Annotated in this window: 22 protein-coding genes and 1 pseudogene; 9 read left to right on the top strand and 14 right to left on the bottom strand. The window is 53.2% G+C overall.

All coding sequences use genetic code 11. The annotated features are described in order from the left end of the window. Positions 1 to 40: 40 nt before the first annotated feature. The 10 genes from atpA to asnC all read right to left on the bottom strand — a co-directional run bounded on the left by atpA (position 41) and on the right by asnC (position 8,749). Positions 41 to 1,582: a F0F1 ATP synthase subunit alpha gene (gene atpA / locus DFO56_RS23610; RefSeq protein WP_017458046.1), complete on the bottom strand. Its 1,542-nt coding sequence runs from the start codon at positions 1,580 to 1,582 to the stop codon at positions 41 to 43. A gap of 12 nt (positions 1,583 to 1,594) precedes the next feature. Further along, a complete protein-coding gene (gene atpH, locus DFO56_RS23605; protein ID WP_017458045.1) occupies positions 1,595 to 2,128 on the bottom strand; it encodes a F0F1 ATP synthase subunit delta in 534 nt (177 codons plus the stop codon). Positions 2,129 to 2,141: 13 nt separating this feature from the next. After that, entirely contained in the window at positions 2,142 to 2,612 is a 471-nt protein-coding gene (gene atpF, locus DFO56_RS23600; RefSeq protein WP_017458044.1) for a F0F1 ATP synthase subunit B, read from the bottom strand. Between the two features lie 58 nt (positions 2,613 to 2,670). After that, positions 2,671 to 2,910: a F0F1 ATP synthase subunit C gene (gene atpE / locus DFO56_RS23595; protein ID WP_007369368.1), complete on the bottom strand. Its 240-nt coding sequence runs from the start codon at positions 2,908 to 2,910 to the stop codon at positions 2,671 to 2,673. Between the two features lie 48 nt (positions 2,911 to 2,958). Then, positions 2,959 to 3,777, bottom strand: coding sequence for a F0F1 ATP synthase subunit A (gene atpB / locus DFO56_RS23590; RefSeq protein WP_020455863.1), 819 nt, complete (start codon positions 3,775 to 3,777; stop codon positions 2,959 to 2,961). Between the two features lie 8 nt (positions 3,778 to 3,785). Further along, the gene (atpI, locus tag DFO56_RS23585) at positions 3,786 to 4,166 is read right to left on the bottom strand and encodes a F0F1 ATP synthase subunit I (protein ID WP_017458042.1); all 381 of its coding nucleotides are present in this window, start codon (positions 4,164 to 4,166) and stop codon (positions 3,786 to 3,788) included. Between the two features lie 617 nt (positions 4,167 to 4,783). Beyond that, positions 4,784 to 5,407, bottom strand: coding sequence for a 16S rRNA (guanine(527)-N(7))-methyltransferase RsmG (gene rsmG / locus DFO56_RS23580; protein WP_045514648.1), 624 nt, complete (start codon positions 5,405 to 5,407; stop codon positions 4,784 to 4,786). 53 nt (positions 5,408 to 5,460) lie between these two features. Continuing rightward, positions 5,461 to 7,350 (bottom strand): tRNA uridine-5-carboxymethylaminomethyl(34) synthesis enzyme MnmG, encoded by a 1,890-nt coding sequence (mnmG, locus tag DFO56_RS23575; protein ID WP_045514646.1) that lies wholly within the window; start codon positions 7,348 to 7,350, stop codon positions 5,461 to 5,463. A gap of 372 nt (positions 7,351 to 7,722) precedes the next feature. Beyond that, the gene (gene mioC / locus DFO56_RS23570) at positions 7,723 to 8,172 is read right to left on the bottom strand and encodes an FMN-binding protein MioC (protein ID WP_045514644.1); all 450 of its coding nucleotides are present in this window, start codon (positions 8,170 to 8,172) and stop codon (positions 7,723 to 7,725) included. 118 nt (positions 8,173 to 8,290) lie between these two features. Next, positions 8,291 to 8,749 carry a transcriptional regulator AsnC gene (asnC, locus tag DFO56_RS23565; RefSeq protein WP_007369362.1) on the bottom strand — a complete coding sequence of 153 codons (459 nt, stop codon included), beginning with the start codon at positions 8,747 to 8,749 and terminating at the stop codon, positions 8,291 to 8,293. Between the two features lie 150 nt (positions 8,750 to 8,899). Here asnC and asnA point away from each other — a divergent pair, with 150 nt between their 5' ends. Beyond that, positions 8,900 to 9,892, top strand: a complete 993-nt coding sequence (gene asnA / locus DFO56_RS23560; RefSeq protein ID WP_045514642.1) for an aspartate--ammonia ligase — start codon at positions 8,900 to 8,902, stop codon at positions 9,890 to 9,892. Here the strand turns inward: asnA and viaA are convergent. Together viaA and ravA are read right to left on the bottom strand one after the other, a co-directional pair. Beyond that, on the bottom strand, positions 9,889 to 11,340 hold the full coding sequence (viaA, locus tag DFO56_RS23555) for an ATPase RavA stimulator ViaA (protein WP_045514640.1): 1,452 nt from the start codon (positions 11,338 to 11,340) through the stop codon (positions 9,889 to 9,891). The two genes, asnA and viaA, sit on opposite strands and share 4 nt — an antisense overlap. Further along, on the bottom strand, positions 11,334 to 12,833 hold the full coding sequence (gene ravA, locus DFO56_RS23550) for an ATPase RavA (RefSeq protein ID WP_045514638.1): 1,500 nt from the start codon (positions 12,831 to 12,833) through the stop codon (positions 11,334 to 11,336). Before ravA ends, viaA begins: the two co-directional genes overlap by 7 nt. Before the next feature lie 223 nt (positions 12,834 to 13,056). Between ravA and kup the strand changes: the two genes are divergently transcribed. From kup to rbsR, 7 genes are all read left to right on the top strand, one after another. Next, complete coding sequence (kup, locus tag DFO56_RS23545) at positions 13,057 to 14,925, top strand: low affinity potassium transporter Kup (protein WP_020455870.1); 1,869 nt, start codon at positions 13,057 to 13,059, stop codon at positions 14,923 to 14,925. Between the two features lie 204 nt (positions 14,926 to 15,129). Next, positions 15,130 to 15,549 carry a D-ribose pyranase gene (rbsD, locus tag DFO56_RS23540; RefSeq protein WP_045514636.1) on the top strand — a complete coding sequence of 140 codons (420 nt, stop codon included), beginning with the start codon at positions 15,130 to 15,132 and terminating at the stop codon, positions 15,547 to 15,549. Positions 15,550 to 15,556: 7 nt separating this feature from the next. Continuing rightward, the gene (rbsA, locus tag DFO56_RS23535) at positions 15,557 to 17,062 is read left to right on the top strand and encodes a ribose ABC transporter ATP-binding protein RbsA (protein ID WP_020455872.1); all 1,506 of its coding nucleotides are present in this window, start codon (positions 15,557 to 15,559) and stop codon (positions 17,060 to 17,062) included. A 5-nt stretch (positions 17,063 to 17,067) separates the two neighbouring features. Continuing rightward, a complete protein-coding gene (gene rbsC / locus DFO56_RS23530; protein WP_020455873.1) occupies positions 17,068 to 18,033 on the top strand; it encodes a ribose ABC transporter permease in 966 nt (321 codons plus the stop codon). Positions 18,034 to 18,059: 26 nt separating this feature from the next. Then, entirely contained in the window at positions 18,060 to 18,950 is an 891-nt protein-coding gene (gene rbsB / locus DFO56_RS23525; protein WP_045514654.1) for a ribose ABC transporter substrate-binding protein RbsB, read from the top strand. Positions 18,951 to 19,058: 108 nt separating this feature from the next. Beyond that, positions 19,059 to 19,988, top strand: coding sequence for a ribokinase (gene rbsK, locus DFO56_RS23520; RefSeq protein WP_045514651.1), 930 nt, complete (start codon positions 19,059 to 19,061; stop codon positions 19,986 to 19,988). Between the two features lie 3 nt (positions 19,989 to 19,991). Continuing rightward, the gene (rbsR, locus tag DFO56_RS23515; RefSeq protein WP_097407231.1) at positions 19,992 to 20,984 is read left to right on the top strand and encodes a ribose operon transcriptional repressor RbsR; all 993 of its coding nucleotides are present in this window, start codon (positions 19,992 to 19,994) and stop codon (positions 20,982 to 20,984) included. Here rbsR and mdtD read toward each other — a convergent pair. Both mdtD and DFO56_RS23505 read right to left on the bottom strand, forming a co-directional pair. Then, complete coding sequence (gene mdtD, locus DFO56_RS23510; protein WP_020455876.1) at positions 20,976 to 22,379, bottom strand: multidrug transporter subunit MdtD; 1,404 nt, start codon at positions 22,377 to 22,379, stop codon at positions 20,976 to 20,978. The genes rbsR and mdtD overlap by 9 nt on opposite strands. 11 nt (positions 22,380 to 22,390) lie before the next feature. After that, positions 22,391 to 23,080 carry a FadR/GntR family transcriptional regulator gene (locus DFO56_RS23505; protein ID WP_020455877.1) on the bottom strand — a complete coding sequence of 230 codons (690 nt, stop codon included), beginning with the start codon at positions 23,078 to 23,080 and terminating at the stop codon, positions 22,391 to 22,393. Positions 23,081 to 23,135: 55 nt separating this feature from the next. On the opposite strand from DFO56_RS23505, the pseudogene DFO56_RS25045 reads away from it, so the two are divergent. Beyond that, a pseudogene (locus tag DFO56_RS25045) lies at positions 23,136 to 23,315 on the top strand (hypothetical protein); the annotation flags it as partial.

Below are 23,315 nucleotides of genomic sequence, written 5' to 3'. Positions count from 1 at the left end.
TCAATGCCTTGCGGCCTGCCCTAAGACAAGCCGCCAGACGTTACCAGGATTGGGTTGCTTTGAAGGAATCGAGGAGGCCTTTCAGCTTGCCTTCGATTTCGTCGTTATAGCCACCGGACTGGTTGATCTCTTGCATCAGCGGAGCGTGATCACGGTCAGCGAAAGCCAACAGAGCGGCTTCGAAGCTACCGATTTTCGCCAGTTCCACATCTTCGAGGTAACCGCGCTCAGCTGCGAACAGCACCAGGCCCTGTTGTGCAACAGACATAGGGGCATACTGTTTCTGTTTCAGCAGCTCGGTCACTTTCTGACCGTGGCTCAGCTGTTTACGGGTCGCTTCATCCAGATCGGACGCAAACTGCGAGAACGCCGCCAGTTCACGATACTGCGCCAGTGCGGTACGAATACCACCGGACAGTTTCTTGATGATCTTGGTCTGAGCTGCACCACCCACACGAGATACGGAGATACCCGGGTTAACCGCCGGACGAATACCGGAGTTAAACAGGTTGGTTTCCAGGAAGATCTGACCATCGGTAATAGAAATTACGTTGGTCGGAACGAACGCAGAAACGTCACCCGCCTGGGTTTCAATGATCGGCAGTGCGGTCAGAGAACCGGTTTTACCTTTCACTTCACCTTTGGTGAAGTTTTCAACGTATTCAGCGTTAACGCGGGATGCGCGCTCCAGCAGACGAGAGTGGAGATAGAATACGTCGCCCGGGAATGCTTCACGTCCTGGCGGACGACGGAGCAGCAGGGAAACCTGGCGGTAAGCGACTGCCTGTTTGGACAGGTCATCGTATACGATCAGCGCATCTTCGCCGCGGTCGCGGAAGTATTCGCCCATTGCGCAACCGGCATACGGCGCCAGGTATTGCAGTGCAGCAGATTCAGAAGCGGTTGCCACAACAACGATGGTGTTGGACAGTGCGCCGTGCTCTTCCAGCTTACGTACCACGTTAGCAATGGTAGAGGCTTTCTGGCCGATAGCGACGTATACGCATTTGATGCCGGAATCGCGCTGGTTGATGATCGCATCGATTGCCATCGCGGTTTTACCGGTCTGACGGTCACCGATGATCAATTCACGCTGACCACGACCAATTGGGATCATGGCGTCAACGGATTTATAACCCGTCTGTACCGGCTGATCGACGGACTGACGATCGATAACGCCTGGGGCGATAACTTCGATTGGCGAGAAGCCATCGTTATCAACCGGACCTTTCCCGTCGATCGGCGCGCCCAGGGTGTTGACCACACGGCCAAGCAGGCCACGGCCAACCGGAACTTCCAGAATACGGCCAGTACACTTCACCTTCATGCCTTCGGCGAGGTCAGCGTACGGACCCATCACAACTGCACCTACGGAGTCGCGCTCCAGGTTCAGTGCGATAGCGTAACGGTTACCCGGCAGAGAAATCATCTCGCCCTGCATACAGTCGGCCAGGCCGTGGATGCGGATAACACCGTCACTTACAGAAACAATAGTACCTTCGTTGTGAGCTTCGCTCACAACACTGAACTGAGCAATGCGCTGCTTGATCAGTTCGCTGATTTCGGTGGAATTCAGTTGCATGCTCCAGTCCCCTTAAGACTGCAAGACGTCTGCAAGGCGTTCAAGACGGCCGCGTACGCTGCCATCAATGACCATATCACCCGCACGGATGATTACGCCTGCCATTACAGACTTATCGATATTGCAATTCAGCTTCACTTTGCGTGACAGACGTTTTTCCATCGCGGCGCGGATCTTCGAAAGCTGTTCTTCACTCAGTGCGGACGCGGAAGTCACTTCGACTTCTGCGATAGCCTCGCTGGCTGCGCGTAACTGAATAAACTGCTCAAGAACATCAGGAAGCACTTTGATTCGACCATTTTCAGCCATCACCCGGATCAGGTTCTGACCTTTGTCGTCAAGTTGCTCCCCACAAACTGCGATAAACGACTTAGCGAGCGTTTCCGGTGCTAACGCGCCGGAGATAAGCTCTGCCATGTCTTCATTTTTCGTCACCTCGGCGGCGAACGCCAGCATATCCTGCCAGCGGTCAACGCTCTGAGTTTCGACGGCAAAGTCAAAAGCTGCTTTGGCGTAGGGGCGAGCTACCGTTACAAATTCAGACATCAGCCCCTCCTCCTTACAGTTCAGCGACCAGTTTATTCACGATGTCGCTGTTAGCAGCTTCATCCACGGAACGCTCAATGATTTTCTCGGCGCCGGCTACTGCCAGCAGAGCCACTTGCTTACGCAGCTCTTCGCGGGCGCGTTTGCGTTCGGCGTCAATTTCCGCCTGCGCCTGCGCCACGATTTTGGTACGTTCCTGCTCGGCTTCTGCTTTCGCTTCGTCCAGGATCTGAGAACGACGTTTGTTCGCCTGTTCAATGATTACCTGAGCTTCAGCTTTCGCTTTTTTCAGCTGGTCGGTCGCATTGGCCTGTGCAAGGTCAAGGTCCTTTTTAGCTCGTTCTGCGGAAGCAAGACCGTCAGCAATTTCTTTCTGACGTTTTTCGATGGCAGCCATTAACGGCGGCCATACGTACTTCATGCAGAACAGAACGAACAGGACAAACGCGATGGCCTGGCCGAGGATTGTTGCGTTTAGATTCACAGCACAATGCCTCTTATCTGGTTAACGTTCTAAACAATTGCTTGAAAAGCAACCCTTACTACGCGACAGCAAACATCACGTACAGACCCAGACCCACAGCGATCATCGGGATAGCATCCACCAGACCCATTACGATAAAGAACTGAGTACGCAGCAGAGGAATCAGATCCGGCTGACGCGCAGCGCCTTCCAGGAATTTACCCCCGAGGATGCCGATACCGATCGCAGCACCGATTGCCGCCAGACCCATCATCACAGCGGCAGCCAAGTACAGCAGATCCATATTCAGGTTTTCCATGACAGTCTCCAGTTTGTTTCAGTTAAAACGTAGTAGTGTTGTTAAAAATCAATGCTCTTCGGATGCCATCGACAGATAGACAATCGTCAGAACCATGAAGATAAAGGCTTGCAGCGTAATAATCAGGATGTGGAAAATGGCCCACGGCACATTCAGAACCCACTGTGACCACCACGGCAGAAGACCCGCGATCAGAATGAAAATCAACTCACCCGCGTACATGTTGCCGAACAGTCGCAGACCGAGTGAAACCGGTTTGGACAGCAGGCTCACGCCCTCAAGGATAAGGTTTACCGGAATAAATACCGGATGGTTGAACGGCTGGAGAGTCAGCTCTTTAGCGAAACCGCCAATACCCTTCATTTTGATGCTGTAGAACAGAATCAGGATAAATACGCCCAGCGCCATCGACAGGGTGATGTTGACGTCAGCAGACGGCACCACGCGCAGTGCAGGCAGACCCAGGACGTGCTCGCCAATCCACGGAAGGAAGTCGATAGGCAAAAGATCCATCAGGTTCATCAGGAATACCCAGACGAAGATCGTCAGGGCCAGTGGTGCGATAAGCTTGCTTTTGCCGTGGTACATGTCTTTGACGCTACCATGAACAAAACCAATCACCAGCTCAATCGCCGTCTGGAATTTCCCCGGGACACCGCTGGTGGCTTTTTTCGCTACGCTACGGAACATCACCAGGAACAACAGACCCAGAACCACTGAGAAAAACATGGAGTCGATATTCAGCGTCCAGAAAGTGGCCGGGGGGTTATGCGGATCCACCAGTGAGAAGGTACGCAGGTCAATCTGAAGGTTATTCAGATGGTGACCGATGTACTCCTGCGGTGTTGAGTATTCTCCTGCAGACATGATGCCTCTTACCCTTTGTTGTTAATTACAGCAGGTGCCAGTATCTGAACTACCAGCACCGAAACCCACGTGACTATCAGCGGCAAAAAAGCCACCTTGAAAACCGCCAGCGCCACCACCAGTAACACGAATGTCATCAACACCTTGAGCGCTTCACCGAAGGCGAAGGTCCAGGCCACGCGGCCTTTAGCGGGTGTATGCGCCTGATGACGCCAGGCAAAAATCATAAACAACATATTCGGCAGTAAGACTGCCATACCTCCGCACACGGCGGAAATGCCCCAGAAGGGGTCTTTGAGGCTAAACAGCAATCCACTTGCCATTACTGCCAGAAACTGAATAAGCAGAAGCCTGCGAGCAACGTTTCGACTATAGAGCGACACAGACATTGCGTTTCTTAACTCCTGCTCCCTTTGAGGTATGCCGCGTGTCGTATAAAACGTTCTTTGGGGCCCGGAGTCAAGCATCAAAAAGCGGTCAAATTATACGGTGCGGCCTCGTGATTTCAAACAATAAGTAGCGAAAAGGTGAATAAATGTTTAAATATTTTTCCCAAGCGCTATTTTTAAACTTTTGCAGAAACTGTGAACCTTCGAGCAAAAGTGCAAATAACGCGAAATTCCTGCTGGCAAAGCGTGCACTCGGTCACAAAATAAACATTTATGCACTCGCCTTATTTATCGCAGCAGGAATTTGATACTTTTCATCTTTCTGATATTTAAGCCGATTTATCACAACTCTTTTTAAAACACTCGCATCTACTATGAAAACGATTTATTGACATTTTTAATAATTATTTAACAACAACATTTGGTTATCGAGGCCGATTTTTAGCGGACTGATATTTTCACAGTTGATTATTTTAAGCGTGAATAAAATTCCCAGCGTTAAATGTCAGAAAAATCCTGGTAAAAATACGGTTAAATGTAACTGAACGTATCACCGTTTTTAATGTCGTTTTTTAACATCGCGGCAACCGCACGAATGATACATTTTTTGATAAAAATTAAACTTTATTTGCTTTAACGACGACTAAATGACGCTCGCCATCCAGGTGCGGAACATGCAGTTTAACAATTGTTTCTACACACAAATCAGCGGGTAACAGCGCAATTTCCTCTTCCGGCACTAACCCTTTAAGCGCATAGAAACGCCCTTCTTCGCCAGGCAAATGCCGGCACCAGTTCACCATGTCATTCAGCGAAGCAAAAGCGCGGCTGATAACACCGTCAAATGGCGGTTCTGCCGGGAAATCTTCGACACGACTCTGCACCGGTTCGATATTGCTCAGTTTCAATTCATGCTGAACCTGGCGTAAAAACCGTACCCGTTTGCCAAGGCTGTCGAGCAACGTGAAGTGCGATTCAGGACATACGATAGACAACGGAATGCCAGGTAATCCGGGGCCGGTCCCGACGTCAATAAAGCGTGAACCTTGCAGGTAAGGCGCAACCACAACACTGTCGAGGATATGGCGGATCAGCATCTCGTTGGGATCGCGTACGGAAGTCAGGTTGTACGCTTTGTTCCATTTGTGCAGCAGTTCGACGTAAGCCACCAGTTGTTGTTGCTGGTGATCGGACAACGAAATACCTGCTTCATCGAGCAGACGAGAGAGTTTGTTAAGCACGGTTGTTACCTGTGGAATTAAAATGCCCGGTAAAACCGGGCAGATAAGTAAGATTAGGCGCTACGGCGCAGCATACCTTGTTTTTTCAGCCACACCAGCAGAATGGAGATCGCCGCCGGGGTGATACCGGAAATGCGTGATGCCTGGCCAATGGACGACGGTTTGTGATCGTTAAGCTTAGCGATCACTTCGTTGGAAAGCCCGTTAACCTGGCGGTAATCCAGCGTTGCGGGCAACAGCGTGTTCTCATTGCGCTGCTGTTTTTCGATCTCATCCTGCTGACGCGCAATATAACCCTCGTATTTCACCTGGATTTCCACCTGCTCGGCAGCTTGTTGATCGTCCAGGCCCGGAGCGAACGGCGCCAACTGAACCAGTTGCTCGTAGGTCATCTCAGGACGACGCAGCAGATCTTCGCCGCTGGCTTCGCGCGATAACGGTGCAGTCAGATGTTCGTTGACCGCAGGCGCATGTTCAGAGGCTGGCGATACCCACTGAGATTTCAGGCGCTGACGTTCACGCTCGATAGTCTCGAGTTTTTCGTTGAAACGCGCCCAGCGCTCGTCATCCACCAGACCCAGTTCACGACCCGCTTCCGTCAGGCGCAGATCGGCATTGTCTTCGCGCAGCATCAGGCGGTACTCCGCGCGAGAGGTAAACATACGGTACGGCTCTTTTGTCCCCAGGGTGCAGAGATCGTCCACCAGCACGCCAAGATAAGCCTGATCGCGACGCGGCGCCCAGCCCTCTTTTTCGGCAGAGAAGCGCGCGGCATTAAGCCCCGCCAGCAGCCCCTGGGCCGCAGCTTCTTCGTACCCGGTGGTGCCGTTAATCTGGCCGGCAAAGAACAGACCCTGAATAAATTTACTTTCAAGCGTAGGTTTCAGATCGCGCGGATCGAAGAAGTCGTACTCAATGGCGTAGCCAGGGCGAACAATCTTCGCGTTTTCCATCCCCTGCATGGAACGCACAATTTGCATCTGCACATCAAACGGCAGGCTGGTGGAGATACCGTTCGGGTAAATTTCGTTGGAGGTTAGTCCTTCCGGCTCAAGGAAGATCTGGTGCTGATTGCGATCGGCAAAGCGCATGACTTTATCTTCGATCGACGGGCAGTAACGCGGGCCGATCCCTTCGATAACACCGGCATACATCGGGCTGCGATCGAGGTTATTGCGGATCACATCGTGGGTTTTTTCATTGGTATGCGTGACATAGCACGGCACCTGACGCGGATGCTGCGCGACGTTGCCCATAAACGAGAACACCGGCATCGGGTTATCGCCATGCTGCTGGGCCAGAACGCTGAAATCGATAGTGCGCGCGTCAATACGCGGCGGTGTACCGGTTTTAAGGCGGCTGACGCGCAGCGGCAGTTCGCGCAGACGACGCGACAGCGGAATCGATGGCGGATCGCCCGCACGACCACCGCTGTAGTTATCAAGACCAATATGGATTTTACCGTCGAGGAAGGTCCCTACGGTCAGCACCACCGCTTTCGCACGGAATTTGAGCCCCATCTGGGTCACGGCACCCACAACGCGATCGTTTTCGACGATCAGATCTTCAACCGCCTGCTGGAAGATCATCAGGTTCGGTTGGTTTTCAAGCGCTGTGCGCACTGCCTGACGGTAAAGCACGCGGTCTGCCTGCGCTCGTGTCGCACGGACTGCCGGGCCTTTGCTGGCGTTTAGTATCCTAAACTGAATACCCGCCTGATCGATCGCCTTCGCCATCAGCCCGCCGAGCGCATCCACTTCTTTTACCAGGTGTCCTTTCCCAATACCGCCGATCGCCGGGTTGCAGCTCATCTGCCCCAGCGTGTCGATATTGTGTGTCAACAGCAGGGTCTGCTGACCCATACGCGCTGCGGCCATCGCGGCCTCAGTGCCTGCATGACCCCCGCCAATGATAATGACGTCAAAAGGATCCGGATAAAACATGGTGGTATGCCTCGCCTGAGCGGTTAGAAATTGGATTGAAGCCTGGGCCGTGGATTCTACTCAACTTTAGTCCAGTGAGAAAGGATCGGATCCCGGCTATTAAAAAGAAGATCTTTTATATGTAGAGATCTGTTCTATTGTGATCTCTTATTAGGATCGACAGGTGCTGTGGATAACCCTGATCATCACTTTAAGATCAAGTCATTAGTCAGGATCATTAGCTGTGAATGATCGGTGATCCTGAACCGTATAAGCTGGGATCAGAATGGCTAGTTATACACAAGTCAAAAACTGAACTGCAGTTGCTAATGGGATAACTACCGGTTGATCAGTGCTTTTAAGTATAGTTATCCACATCTGATCGCACGATCTTTAATCGTTATTGAGTAAATTTTTCCAGGATCCCAGCCATTCTTCCGCTGGATCTTCCGGAATATCGTGATCAAGGATGTTGATCTTCAGCGTTTCGCCGATCTGTTTTGCTCCGCACGCTGTTAATGAAGCTTCCAGTTTTTCGATCGCCTGACAGAACGTGTCATATTCGCGGCTACCGATACCGATAGCGCCAAAGCGTACCTGGGAGAGATCCGGTTTTTGCGCGTTCAAATCGTCTAAAAGCGGCTGCAGGTTTTCGGGCAGATCGCCCGCACCATGGGTTGAACTCACCACCAGCCAGGTGCCCTGCAAAGCAAGATCCTCTAAAAGCGGGCCGTGCAGCGTCTCGGTACTGAAACCCGCGTCTTCCAGCTTTTCCGCCAGATGTTCTGCCACATATTCCGCGCCGCCAAGGGTGCTGCCGCTAATAAGAGTGATGTCTGCCATGAAGCCCGCTCCGTTTTACCCGCCATTCGGCGATAAATAGGGGGGCATTGTACGCTGTGAATGGGCTGGGATCTACCTGTGGACAATACGGGTATTATTTGAGGATGAAAACGCCCGGTTAAGGGCGGATCGTGCGCATGATCGGGTTTTGCAGGGAGATCAGCGTCTCCGTGGATTGAATTTCATCAATTGTTTGGATCTTGTTGATAAGTACCTGCTGCAAGGCGTCAATGGATCGACACATTACCTTAATAAAGATGCTGTAGTGCCCGGTGGTGTAATAAGCCTCGGTCACCTCTTCCAGACTTTCCAGCTTCGCCAGCGCGGAGGGGTAATCTTTGGCGCTTTTCAAAATAATGCCGATAAAACAGCAGACGTCATATCCCAGTTGTTTCGGGCTTACATCAATGCGCGCACCGGTAATGATCCCTGCCTGCTTCATTTTCTCTACGCGCACGTGAATGGTGCCGGGGCTGACGCCGAACTGTTTGGCAAGCTCGGCATAGGCGGTACGCGCATTTGCCATTAAGGCATCCAGGATGCCGCGGTCCAGATTGTCGATCTGATAATTTTCCATAGAATTTTCTTATGAAGAATAATGATTCTTTCTATTTTAGCTTACTGTATTAACGAATCAAAAGCGTTACCGGCTTTTTAATTGTGAATTATTGAGTTATTGCGATGTTTTATTGCTTAATGTATAGCAACAGGACACAGGAGTAACATAATGAAAACCGCTTACATCGCCAGACAACGTCAGATTGCTTTCGTGAAATCTTTTTTCTCTCGCCAGCTTGAGGAGAAACTGGGGCTGATTGAAGTTCAGGCGCCGATCCTTAGCCGCGTGGGTGATGGCACGCAGGATAACCTGTCGGGGTGTGAAAAAGCGGTACAGGTCAATGTGAAAACGTTACCGGATGCCCGTTTCGAAGTGGTGCATTCACTGGCTAAATGGAAACGTCAGACGCTTGGCCAGCACGACTTCAGCGCCGGTGAAGGGCTATACACGCACATGAAAGCCCTGCGCCCGGATGAAGATCGCCTTTCTTCTATTCACTCCGTCTATGTGGATCAGTGGGACTGGGAACGCGTACTCGGTGATGATCAACGCAAGCTGGCCACGTTAAAAAGCACTGTAGAGGCGATCTGGTCAGGGATCAAAGAGACTGAAGCTGCCGTCAGCGAGCGATTTGGTCTGGCACCGTTCCTGCCAGAGCAGATCCACTTTGTGCACAGCGAAGCGCTGCTCAGCCGCTTTCCGCATCTCGACGCCAAAGGTCGCGAGAGAGCGATCGCGAAAGAGCTGGGCGCGGTGTTCCTGATGGGCATTGGCGGCAAACTTAGCGACGGCAAGCGTCATGATGTGCGTGCGCCGGATTATGATGACTGGAGCACGGCGGCGGAAGCGGGTTTCAGCGGTTTGAATGGCGATATTCTGGTGTGGAACCCGGTACTGGAAGACGCGCTGGAACTGTCGTCGATGGGCATTCGCGTCGATGCCGACTCCTTAAAACGCCAGTTAAAGCTGACCGGCGATGAAGATCGCTTACAACTGGAGTGGCACCAGGCGCTGTTGCGCGGTGAGATGCCACAAACTATCGGCGGCGGCATCGGTCAATCGCGCCTTACCATGCTGCTGCTGCAATTACCGCACATCGGGCAAGTGCAGTGTGGCGTGTGGCCTGCGCACGTCCGCGAGCAGGTTTCCGGCCTGCTTTAACGCCGCCAGCGCCGTAACAGGCGGCTGCGCATCCCGGTGTCGAAGCGCCAGATATGGTCGAAGATACGCATGATGCCGGGCTTGCCGTGGGACGACATCGCCACCGCGTGAAAGCGATGTTGATGAATATGCTGGAGTTCCTTTACCTTACTGACGACATCGTCCGGCAGGCGCTGGGCGATGAAATCCGAAATCACCACTGCATCCGCGTCATACCACTCTCCGCCCTGCATCCGTTCGATGATCGCGCGAAAACAACTCGCCAGATCGGTGCCACCGCGAAAGCGCTGGCTGAGAAAACGGATCGCCTGCTCCAGCCCCTGCGCACTGGTAAGTTCATAGCGCACCACTTCGCTGGAAAACAGCATAATAAAACAGCGCCGTTTGTCCGCCAGCGCCACGCGCATTAACGCCAGGCAGAACGCTTTGGCGCACTGTTCGTTGAAACCGCCCATGGAGCCGGAGGTATCGACACAGACAATGAAGGGGCCGCGCGGTTGCTGGTCAAAATCCTGGTGAACGACCGGGCGTTCCGTCACTTTTTCCCGCCAGGCATCGCCATGCAGGCGATAAGTCAGCAACTGTTTTTCCACCAGCCGCCGGTAAAACTCATACTCCAGTTCGGTGATACCCAGCGTTGCCAGCTCCGGCGGCAATAAGCGCAGGATATCGTCGCTCTGGTGCAGTCCGTCAACCTGCTCCGGTACGATTGCCGGTTCGCGCACCATGGTGCGGAAGGTTTCCATCGGCGCATCTTTACGCGGCACCGACCTGGCTTCCCGTGAGCGGCCAAGCTGTTCCGCCAGTTGCTGGAGTTCCGGTTGCTCTTTGAGAAAATCACCGTACTTCACGATCAACTGATAATCACCGCGTTTGAGCTGCCCTGCGCTCATATCCCATAGCCTGCCTGCGGCATTTTCATTTTCGATCAGAACCGGTTCTAGCTGGCCGCTGAGCGTCATGCGTTCCTGCACTTCACTGAGCAGCTGCTCACGCTCCTCTTCCAGTAACTGCTGGTTGAAAGCGGTAGTTTGCACCACCAGGCTCAGCCGCCAGCGTTGCAAAAACAGGGTATGCAGCGCGGGCGTGAAAACCGGGTTATCGGCAACCATTTGTCGCGCCTGGGTGGCAAAAGGGGAGTGCAGCTTATCCAGCAATGCCAGAATTTGTGGCAACTGAATAGTAAATTGCGAAGTCGAAAGCAACTGATTTTGCTGGTAGCTAAGCACCTCTTGCGCCAGCTCCGGCGGTACTTCCGCCTCTTTCAGATGCTTTTTCAGTGCCTCGCGCCAGCGCGGCACATCTTCTATTATCGCATGTTTAAGTTTTGGAAATTTTTCGAAAAACAGCGCCAGTTGCGGTGAAGCCAGCAGGAGGACGATAAGTTCTTCAACTAACGCCTCCTCACTGATGGTGAGTATTACATTCAGAGTTTCCAGCGTTAGCATTGCCGCGCCTGTTGGATCTGCGCTCTGACATCCTGCAGGCTGGCTTCAATGCGACCTAACCAGTCGGCGGCAATAAACAGGCATTTTTGCTGTTCGCTAAAGCGGGTGTGCTGCTGGTGCCAGGTATTGTCCAGTGCTTCCAGTTGTTGCTTGATCTCTTCCGGCACATTTTCAGTGGTACTGCCACCGGGCAGGGCAAGACGCGATCCTTGCAGGCTGACGTCGCGGATCAACAGATGCAGGCTGGTATCCACTTCCAGATTCAGCACTTGCGCAAAACCAATGCCGTTGAGTTTGCCGCGGATCTCACCGCCTTTCGCCAGCCACTGCTCCAGCGCACCGCGTTCAATAGTGACGTGGATAACCTGCAAATCATGCAGTTTTAACGGCTGTTGCAGAAGGAGGGTCAACACCGGTTCGGTTAAACCGGCGGGTAACTCATAATGCGGCTTACGGCTGAACATCCCGCCCTGACGGCTCACTTTGAGTGCTGTTTTGTCGCTTTGTTGTTGCTGAAGTTGCAGGTGGCGCTGCGAAATTGTGGTGAGCTGCGCAATCATCGATTGCTGCTGCCAGGCGTGCCCGGTCATCAATACTTCCAGTTGCTGCTCCAGCAGACGCATGCCTTCCGCATCGTGCCACAGGCAATCTTTCAGCAGGATTAAATCAATCGGCGCGACTGCATCGCGACCGCTGAAAAAGGCGCTGGCCTGTAACAGGCGGATAGCCTTTTTCCAGCGACGATCGGAAACATACGGCGCGCTCGGCAACGCATCAAGCTGCTGGCGCAACGTATAAATAAGCTCAAAGACATTATCCGGCAGTTTGACCTTGCCAATCTCCTGTTGCCAGCTGGCGTACTCTTCATCGGTGATTTGCAACTCAGCTGGCACCGGATTGTCGTTCTCATCCTGCTGGCTAATCAGCATCGAGCGGAAATTGCCCTTCTCCTGTACTTTGTCGAGCCACAGGCGAATCAACATGCGGTCATACAGCGCTTCAAGGCTGCTGTCCGCTTCGGGCAGTTCGTTTGAGGCGGCCACCAGCAGGCGCATGGGTATTTTCTCTTCGCTGGCACCATTGCGAAAACGCCGTTCGTTAATTGCGGTCAGCAGGGTGTTGAGAATGGCCGGACCGGCTTTCCAGATCTCATCCAGAAAGACAATTTCAGCTTCCGGTAAATAGCCGCTGGTTAAACGCTCATAGCGACCTTCATCTTTCAGCGCCTGAATGGAAAGCGGGCCAAACACCTCTTCCGGTGTGGAGAAACGGGTCATCAAATATTCGAAAGCGCGGGCATGTTTGAAGGCAAACTTCAGACGGCGAGCAATCAGGCTTTTGGCAATGCCCGGCGGGCCAAGAAGAAACACACTCTCACCGCTGAGTGCCGCCAGCAAACACAGGCGAATGGCGTGGCTGCGCTCGAAGAGTCCTTTTTCCAGTGCGCTGCTTAAGCGGGAAATTCTTTCTGCTAATAAATGTGAGTGAGCCATAATAGATTTGCGTCCTTTCGCCGTGTTATCCGGCTTGCAAAAGCGAGTATAGACGTTCCTGAAAGGGCTTGTAATAGACTGAAGAACGGCTTTATTTTCTTTGCGCCAGATTAATGTGGCCGCATTTAGGGGTACGATTTCGCAAATAATCGTGCATACTGTGCGCTTTTTGTGGGCCAAGGGACTAAGCACACATTGTGGCATTCAATTAAAAGATTAGTCTATGAGCACTGATAATAAGCAATCATTGCCCGCGGTTACGCTTGCGGCGATTGGGGTTGTCTACGGTGATATCGGTACCAGCCCGCTTTATACACTTCGTGAATGTTTGTCCGGTCAGTTCGGCTTTGGTGTTGAACGGGATGCTGTGTTCGGCTTTCTGTCGCTCATCTTCTGGCTGCTAATTTTCGTTGTCTCCATTAAGTACCTGACCTTTGTCATGCGGGCGGATAACGCCGGTGAAGGCGGGATCTTAACCCTCATGTCGCTGGCCGGGCGCAATACATCCGCAAGGATGACCTCGGTGCTGGTGATCATGGGACTGATTGGCGGCAGCTTCTTCTATGGCGAAGTGGTCATCACACCCGCCATCTCGGTGATGTCGGCGATAGAGGGGCTGGAAATTATCGCGCCTTCGCTCGACGCCTGGATTGTGCCGCTGTCGATTGTGGTGTTAACCCTGCTGTTCGCGATCCAGAAACACGGTACTGGTCTTGTGGGTAAGCTGTTTGCGCCCATTATGCTGGCGTGGTTTTTGATTCTCGCGGTGCTCGGTGCACGCAGCATTATTGATAATCCTGAGGTGTTGCAGGCGCTGAACCCCGTTTGGGCGGTGAACTTCTTCCTGCAATATAAAGCTATCTCCTTTGTGGCGCTGGGCGCGGTGGTGCTGTCGATCACCGGGGTGGAAGCGTTGTATGCGGATATGGGCCACTTCGGTAAGCTGCCGATCCGCGTGGCGTGGTTTATCGTTGTGCTGCCGTCGCTGGTGCTGAACTACTTTGGCCAGGGCGCGTTGCTACTGAAAACGCCGGAAGCGATTAAAAACCCCTTCTTCCTGCTTGCGCCGGAATGGGCGCTGATCCCAATGCTGATTATCGCCACGCTGGCGACGGTGATTGCCTCGCAGGCGGTGATTTCCGGCGTGTTCTCGCTGACGCGCCAGGCCGTGCGTCTGGGGTATCTGGCACCGATGCGCATCATCCATACCTCGGAGATGGAATCCGGGCAGATCTATATCCCGTTCATTAACTGGCTGCTCTACTTTGCGGTGGTGCTGGTTATTGTCAGCTTTGAGCACTCCAGTAACCTGGCGGCGGCGTACGGTATCGCCGTAACCGGTACGATGGTGCTGACCTCCATTCTCTCCACCACGGTGGCGCGCAAAAACTGGCACTGGAACAAAGTGCTGGTGGGGCTGCTTCTGCTTTTATTCCTCTCTATCGATGTGCCGCTGTTCTCGGCGAACCTCGATAAAATCGTCTCCGGCGGTTGGTTGCCATTAACCCTGGGGCTGGTGATGTTCATGGTCATGACGACCTGGAAGAGCGAGCGTTTCCGCCTGCTGCGCCGTATGCATGAACACGGTAACTCTCTGGAGGCGATGATTGCCTCGCTGGAGAAATCACCGCCGGTGCGCGTACCGGGCACAGCGGTGTATATGTCGCGGGCATTGAACGTTATTCCGTTCGCGATGATGCATAACCTGAAGCACAACAAGGTGCTGCATGAGCGAGTGATCCTGCTGACCCTGCGTACTGAAGATGCGCCGTACGTGCACAATGTACGCCGGGTGCAGATTGAGCAATTGTCGCCGACTTTCTGGCGTGTGGTGGCGAGCTACGGCTGGCGCGAAACGCCAAATGTGGAAGAGGTGTTCCACCGTTGCGGGCTGGAAGGGCTGAACTGTCGCATGATGGAAACCTCGTTCTTTATGTCGCATGAGTCGTTGATTCTGGGCAAACGTCCCTGGTATTTGCGTCTGCGCGGTAAGCTTTATCTGGTGCTGCAGCGCAACGCGTTGCGTGCACCAGACCAGTTTGAGATCCCGCCAAACCGGGTGATAGAACTGGGAACGCAGGTCGAAATTTAATGCTAATAAAACCCCTCTCTATAAGGGGTTTTTGCTATTAATTACTGTCTATTTCACTTAAAACAGGAAAGCTGTTTTTTTCATCATTTCGACAAGCGAAACGTTTCGATATCGATCACACTTCTGTAACGGCAAGATGGTTTTCTGCACATTCTTCGTACTACACTGCATCCAGCGAAACGTTTCGCTGATGGAGCATAAAAAATGAAAAAAGGTCGTGTGCTTAACGCTGATATCTCGTTAGTCATCTCTCGTCTTGGTCATACCGATTCGCTGGTGGTGTGTGATGCCGGGTTGCCGGTGCCGCGTAACACGCAACGTATTGATATGGCATTAACGCAGGGCGTGCCTTCCTTTATGCAAGTACTGGAAGTGGTGACGGCGGAAATGCAGGTTGAGTCCGCGATTATCGCCTCGGAGATTAAGCAGCATAATCCGCAGCTCCATGAAACGTTGCTCAAGCATATTGAGCAGCTGCAGCAACACCAGGGAAATAACATAGAAGTGCGGTACGTTACGCACGAGCAATTTAAAAAACACACCGCGGACAGTCATGCGGTGATTCGCAGCGGGGAGTGTTCCCCGTTTGCGAATATCATTCTCTGTGCTGGCGTGACCTTCTGAGGCCATCATGGACGCGTTACTACAACTCAAAGGCATCGACAAAGCCTTTCCCGGCGTAAAAGCCCTCTCCGGCGCGGCGCTGAATGTTTACCCAGGCCGTGTAATGGCGCTGGTGGGTGAAAACGGCGCCGGCAAATCAACGATGATGAAAGTGCTGACGGGTATCTACACCCGTGACGCTGGTTCGCTGCTGTGGTTAGGCAAAGAAACCACCTTCACCGGGCCGAAATCCTCCCAGGAAGCCGGTATTGGCATCATCCACCAGGAACTGAACCTGATCCCGCAACTCACCATTGCCGAGAACATCTTTCTCGGCCGCGAGTTTGTGAATCGCTTTGGCAAAATCGACTGGAAAAAGATGTTTGCCGAAGCTGACAAACTGCTGGCGAAGCTGAATCTGCGGTTTAAAAGCGAGCGGCTGGTCGGCGAACTGTCGATTGGCGATCAGCAGATGGTCGAAATCGCCAAAGTGATGAGCTACGAATCGCAGGTCATCATTATGGATGAGCCAACCGATGCCCTGACCGATACCGAAACCGAATCGCTGTTTCGCGTCATTCGCGAGCTGAAATCGCAGGGGCGCGGCATCGTCTATATTTCTCACCGCATGAAAGAGATCTTCGAGATTTGCGATGACGTGACCGTCTTTCGTGACGGGCAATTTATTGCCGAACGCGAAGTAGCCACGCTGACCGAAGATACGCTGATTGAAATGATGGTAGGCCGCAAACTGGAAGATCAATATCCGCGGCTGGATAAAGCGCCGGGCGAAATTCGCCTTACCGTTGATAAGCTCTGTGGGCCGGGCGTGGAAAACGTCAGTTTCACACTGCGTAAAGGCGAAATTCTTGGCGTGGCCGGATTGATGGGCGCGGGGCGCACCGAGCTGATGAAAGTGCTGTATGGCGCGCTGCCGCGCACCAGCGGTTATGTCACGCTCGACGGCCATGAAGTGATCACCCGCTCACCGCAGGACGGGCTGGCAAACGGCATTGTTTATATTTCGGAAGACCGCAAGCGCGATGGCTTAGTGCTCGGCATGTCCGTGAAAGAGAATATGTCGCTGACCGCGCTGCGTTATTTCAGTCATGCGGGCGGTACGCTGAAACACAAAGATGAGCAGCAGGCGGTAAATGATTTTATTCGTCTGTTTAATGTGAAAACGCCTTCTATGGAGCAGGCCATTGGTTTGCTCTCCGGCGGGAATCAGCAAAAAGTGGCGATTGCTCGCGGTCTGATGACGCGGCCGAAAGTGCTGATCCTCGACGAGCCGACGCGAGGTGTCGACGTTGGGGCGAAAAAAGAGATTTATCAGTTAATTAACCAGTTCAAGGCCGATGGCCTGAGCATCATTCTTGTCTCCTCCGAAATGCCGGAAGTGCTGGGCATGAGCGATCGCATAATGGTGATGCATGAAGGGCATCTCGGCGGTGAATTCACGCGCGAGCAGGCCACTCAGGAAGTGTTGATGGCTGCCGCTGTGGGCAAGCTTAATCGTGTGAATCAGGAGTAAAAAAGATGACTACCCAGGCTGTTTCTGGTCGCCGTTATTTCACCAAAGCATGGTTGATGGAACAAAAATCGTTGATTGCCCTGCTGGTGCTGATTGCGATTGTCTCGACCATGAGCCCCAACTTTTTTACCGTCAATAACCTGTTAAACATTCTGCAACAGACCTCGGTCAACGCCATTATGGCGGTCGGTATGACGCTGGTTATTTTAACCTCAGGGATCGATCTGTCCGTCGGTTCCCTGTTAGCGCTCACCGGCGCGGTTGCCGCCTCGCTGGTGGGAATGGAAGTTAACGCGCTGGTGGCGGTTGTCGGCGCGCTGGCGCTCGGTGCGGCTGTTGGCGCACTGACCGGTACGATTGTCGCGAAAGGCCGCGTGCAGGCGTTTATCGCCACGCTGGTGATGATGTTGCTGCTGCGTGGTGTGACGCTGGTTTATACCAACGGTAGCCCGGTGAATACCGGTTTTACTGATAACGCGGATGTGTTTGGCTGGTTCGGTATTGGTCGGCCGTTCGGTATTCCGACACCGGTATGGCTGATGGCCATCGTCTTTATCGCGGCGTGGTATCTGTTGCATCACACCCGTTTGGGCCGCTATATCTATGCATTAGGCGGTAACGAGGCGGCGACGCGCTTGTCCGGTATCAGCGTTGATAAAGTCAAAGTTATCGTTTACTCCCTGTGCGGCCTTCTGGCCTCGCTGGCGGGCATTATTGAAGTGGCGCGTCTTTCCTCGGCGCAACCTACTGCGGGAGCAGGTTATGAGCTGGATGCTATCGCTGCGGTTGTTTTGGGTGGGACCAGTCTCGCAGGTGGCAAAGGACGTATTGTCGGTACACTAATCGGCGCATTGATCCTTGGCTTCCTCAATAATGGATTGAATTTGCTGAGCGTTTCCTCCTATTACCAGATGATCGTTAAAGCAGTGGTGATTCTGCTTGCGGTGCTGGTAGACAACAAAAAGCAGTAATTACCTACACAACAGGACTCATGAAAATGAACATGAAAAAACTGGCCACTCTGGTTTCTGCTGTTGCACTGAGCGCCACCGTAAGCGCAAACGCGATGGCGAAAGACTCTATTGCTCTGGTGATTTCCACGCTGAACAACCCGTTCTTCGTTTCCCTGAAGGATGGCGCGCAGAAAGAAGCGGACAAACTGGGTTATGACCTGGTGGTACTGGACTCGCAAAACAACCCGGCGAAAGAGCTGGCGAACGTGCAGGACCTGACCGTGCGCGGCACCAAATTGCTGCTGATCAACCCGACCGATTCCGACGCTGTAGGTAATGCTGTGAAAATGGCAAACCAGGCGAAAATCCCGGTAATCACCCTTGACCGTGTGGCTTCCAGCGGCGAAGTGGTAAGCCATATCGCTTCTGATAACGTACTGGGCGGCAAAATCGCCGGTGATTACATTGCTAAGAAAGCGGGCGAAGGCGCGAAAGTGATCGAACTGGCGGGTATTGCCGGGACGTCCGCTGCACGTGAACGTGGTGAGGGCTTCCAGCAGGCAGTTGCTGCGCACAAATTCAACGTGCTGGCCAGCCAGCCGGCTGACTTCGACCGCACTAAAGGCCTGAACGTGATGCAGAATCTGCTGACCGCGCATCCGGGCGTGCAGGCTGTTTTCGCACAGAACGATGAAATGGCGCTGGGTGCGCTGCGCGCACTGCAAACTGCCGGTAAAACTGATGTGATGGTGGTCGGCTTTGACGGTACGCCAGACGGCGTGAAAGCGGTTAACGACGGTAAACTGGCGGCGACTATCGCTCAGTTGCCGGAGCAGATCGGCGCGAAAGGCGTGGATACCGCAGACAAAGTGCTGAAAGGTGAAAAAGTCTACGCCAAAAACCCGGTTGATCTGAAGCTGGTGGTTAAGCAGTAATTCGTCATTCTGGTGGAGGGCGCAATCCCGCCGCTGGAGGGACAATACAAAAAAGAAAAGCATGGCACGCGCCACCGAAAGGTGGCGCATTTTACGGACAAGCTCATCATGAAAACCGCAGGCAAACTCGTTGTCCTTGGCAGTATCAATGCCGATCACATTCTTAACCTTGAATCTTTCCCTACTCCGGGCGAAACCGTGACAGGCAACCAGTATCAGGTGGCTTTTGGCGGTAAAGGGGCAAACCAGGCGGTAGCTGCCGGACGTAGCGGTGCGGATATTGCGTTTATCGCCTGTACCGGCGATGACGATACCGGTGCGCGCGTGCGTAAACAGCTTGAGAGCGACAATATTGATGTTGCGCCGGTGAGCGTTGTCGCGGGCGAATCCACAGGTGTTGCGCTGATTTTCGTCAACGGTGAAGGTGAGAATGTTATCGGTATTCATGCGGGAGCGAATGCGGCGCTCTCAATTGATCGCGTCAACGCGCAGCATGACCTGATTGCGCAGGCTTCTGCGCTGTTAATGCAACTGGAATCACCGGTTGAAAGCGTACTGGCTGCGGCGCGTATTGCGCATCAGAACAATACCACCGTGGCGCTGAATCCGGCACCGGCGCGCCAGCTTTCCGATGAACTGCTGGCGCTGGTGGATATCATCACGCCAAATGAGACCGAAGCGGAAAAACTCACCGGAATTAAGGTGTCCAGCGACGAAGACGCCGCGCGGGCTGCACAGGCGCTGCACGCCAAAGGTATTAAAACGGTGATCATTACTCTCGGTAGCCGTGGTGTCTGGGCCAGCGTTAATGGCGAAGGCAAACGCGTACCGGGCTTTAAAGTGAAAGCCATCGACACCATTGCGGCGGGTGACACGTTTAACGGCGCGTTGCTGACCGCGCTACTGGAAGATAAACCTCTGGATGAGGCGATTCGTTTTGCTCATGCGGCGGCGGCGATTGCCGTCACGCGTAAGGGTGCGCAACCGTCTGTGCCGTGGCGCAATGAGATTGACGATTTTCTCTCTTCGCAGAGGTGACGCTTGGCGACCATGAAGGATGTTGCCCGCCTGGCGGGCGTTTCCACTTCAACCGTTTCCCACGTAATTAACAAAGATCGCTTTGTCAGTGAGGCTATCCGCGAAAAAGTGGAAACGGCGATCAAGACGCTGAATTACGCGCCTTCTGCTATCGCGCGTAGCCTGAAGATCAACCAGACGCGTACGATTGGCATGCTGATCACCGCCAGTACTAACCCCTTTTACTCGGAGCTGGTACGCGGCGTGGAGCGTAGCTGCTTCGAGCGGGGTTACAGTCTGGTGCTGTGCAACACCGAGGGTGACGAGCAGCGGATGAACCGCAACCTGGAAACATTGATGCAAAAACGCGTCGATGGGTTGTTGTTGCTGTGTACCGAAACGCACCAGCCTTCGCAAGAGATTATGCAGCGCTACCCTTCAATTCCCACAGTAATGATGGACTGGGCGCCCTTCGACGGCGACAGCGATCTGATTCAGGACAACTCGTTGCTCGGCGGCGATATGGCGACCCAGTATTTGATCAACAAAGGCCATACGCGTATTGCCTGCATTACCGGTCCGCTGGATAAGACTCCTGCACGTCTGCGCCTGGAAGGGTATCGCGAAGCGATGGCCCGTGCCGGGTTGGTGATCCGTGAAGGGGATGAGATCGAGAGCGATTTTGAGTTTGGCGGCGGTTTCGACGCGATGCAGGCACTGCTGGCAATGCACGAACGCCCGCAGGCGGTATTTATTGGTAATGATGCGATGGCCGTTGGCGCCTATCAGGCGCTGTACCAGGCGGGGCTGAAAATCCCGCAGGATATGGCGATCGTCGGTTATGACGACATTGAACTGGCGCGCTACATGACGCCGCCGCTCACCACTATTCATCAGCCGAAAGATGAACTGGGTGAGCTGGCGATTGATGTGCTTATTCACCGCATTGCGGAGCCTGGCCTGCAACAGCAGCGTTTGCAGCTCACGCCAATATTGATGGAGCGCGGCTCAGCCTGACTTTTTGTGCCGTTCTTTAATCAGGTTGCGACCATCTTTTGCTTTCAACAACATAAACACTAACGCGGAAATCAGCGTGATCGCGCCCATAGTGATAAAGGTGTAGTGGAATTGCTCCACTGTGTTTGTGCTGTCAAACCCTTCATAGAAACGCAGCACCGCTGCGCTAACCGCCACGCCGAGGCTAATCGACAGTTGCTGTGTTACCGCCAGCACACTATTACCGCTGCTGGCGTTCTCGTCAGTTAAGTCTGCAAGCGTAATAGTGTTCATTGAGGTGAACTGCGTGGACATTGCCATCCCGAGGATGAACAGCGGCAATACCAGCATCCATATTGCCATTGCCGGTGTTTGTAAGGCGAACTGGGCAATCATCAAACCAATAAACAGCGTGATTCCCACCAGTGTTTTACGGTAACCAAGCCAGCGCAATATCTGGGTTACCATCGATTTTGCGAGGATAGAACCCAGCGCGGTGGGAGCCATCATGCAACCGGCGATCAATGCCGGATACCCGAACCCCACCTGTAACATCAGCGGCATCAGGAAAGGAACACAGCCGGTACCCAACCGCGAAGCTATGTTCCCGGCGATCCCGACGGAGAAGGTGCGGGTGTTAAACAGGTTGAGTGAGATCAGCGGCGTTGGATGGCGGCGCGCGTGGCGAACGTAGGCCAGTAGCAGCAAAATGCCGCTCAGAATGATAGTAAAAGCGATCCAACTGGCGACCAGCTTCTCACCGAACAACTCCATTCCGCTTGAGAACAGCACCAGGCTCAAACCGAACAGGAAAAAACCGCCCATATCGAAACTGCGGCGTGGCGTGGTGAAGTTCGGCATGTATTTGCGGGCATAAAACAGACCGGCGAGGCCAATCGGAATATTAATTAAGAAGATCCAGTGCCAGCTTGCCCAGGTGACTAACACGCCGCCCATTACCGGTCCCAGAATCGGCCCGACCAGCCCTGGCATGGTGACGAAGTTCAGTACCGGCAGCAATTCGCTACGCGGATAAGCCCGAAGTAAAGCCAGGCGTGCAACCGGCATCATCATCGCGCCGCCGATCCCCTGAATCACGCGGAACACGACCAGCATCGGTAATGAATTAGAAAGTGCGCAGGCCAGCGAGCCAAGGGTAAACAGGCTAACTGCCAGCATAAAGACGCGCCGTGTGCCGAAGCGATCGGCCAGCCAGCCGCTCATGGGGATAAGCATGGCGACGGTCAGTGTGTAGCTGATAATCGCCGATTGCATTGCTAAAGGGGAACGCCCAAGGCTTTGTGCTATTGCGGGGAGTGCGGTGTTAAGGATCGTGGCATCCAGTGCCTGCATAAAAAAAGCCATTGCCGCAATCCACGGCAGGCCGGCCATACTGCGCGCTTTCTTCTCTGTCATACCTGGTCCTGTTAATTCGGCGTATTCAATAATAGCTGGCACGCCCGGAACGCGCTGTCGCCATCGCTTTCCTGGATGGCGTCCACAATCGCCTGGTGAAGGTCGAGCTTGACCACTTCATTTTGTGTAATAGAGGTAAAGTAGGTGTGATAGATAGAATGAAACAGTGTGGAGAATGAAATAAGAAACGGGTTATCGCTCATCGCATAAATATGTTCATGCCATGCCATATCGACTTCTACCCAGCGTTCGCGGTTGAAGTTCTTTTTCAGCAACACCATCTCTTCCATTAATGTATTGAGATACGCTTTTTGTTCCGCGCTACCCAGCGTGGCGGCGAGCAGACACGCCTGAGGCTCAAGACTGCTGCGCATAATGAGAAAGTGTTGAACAACGTCCTGGAAGTTATCCTCATGCATCCACCAGGAGAGCAGTTCCTTATCAAGGAAGTTCCAGTTTCCGCGCGGCATGACGCGAGTACCAATACGCGGGCGGGGAAGCACCATCCCTTTTGCGGTTAATGTCTTTACCGCTTCTCTGACCGCGGTGCGGCTTACGCCAAACTTCTCACCCAGCTCCATCTCACCCGGCAGAATACTTCCTGGAGCATATTCTCCCTTCAGGATTTGTTGCGCCAGTTTCTCAGCCAGAACCCAGGAGATGTTTTTCTGCGCGGCAAGTTGTTGTGCGTTTAGCGGCATTTTTACTTCCTTATTTCTTTATTTCACTGGTTAGTATGCCATTCGATACCTTTCAGTGGTGGTAAAAACAGCGAAATCGGCAATTTATGCCGCTTTTTACCACGCTTTGTTGAAAAAAGAGACGGTTGAAAAGTTTTTTGAAATTAGGGGTTGTCAGCGGGAATTAACTCCCTATAATGCGCCTCCACTGACACGGCACAACGGCAAACACACCGGCCTGTCAGGTGAAGCAATC

The organism is Kosakonia sp. AG348 (assembly GCF_003337365.1).
In the GTDB taxonomy this organism is placed as follows: domain Bacteria; phylum Pseudomonadota; class Gammaproteobacteria; order Enterobacterales; family Enterobacteriaceae; genus Kosakonia.
The sequence above is the reverse complement of the archived record's forward strand: the minus strand, read 5'-3'. Positions and strand labels throughout refer to the sequence as shown.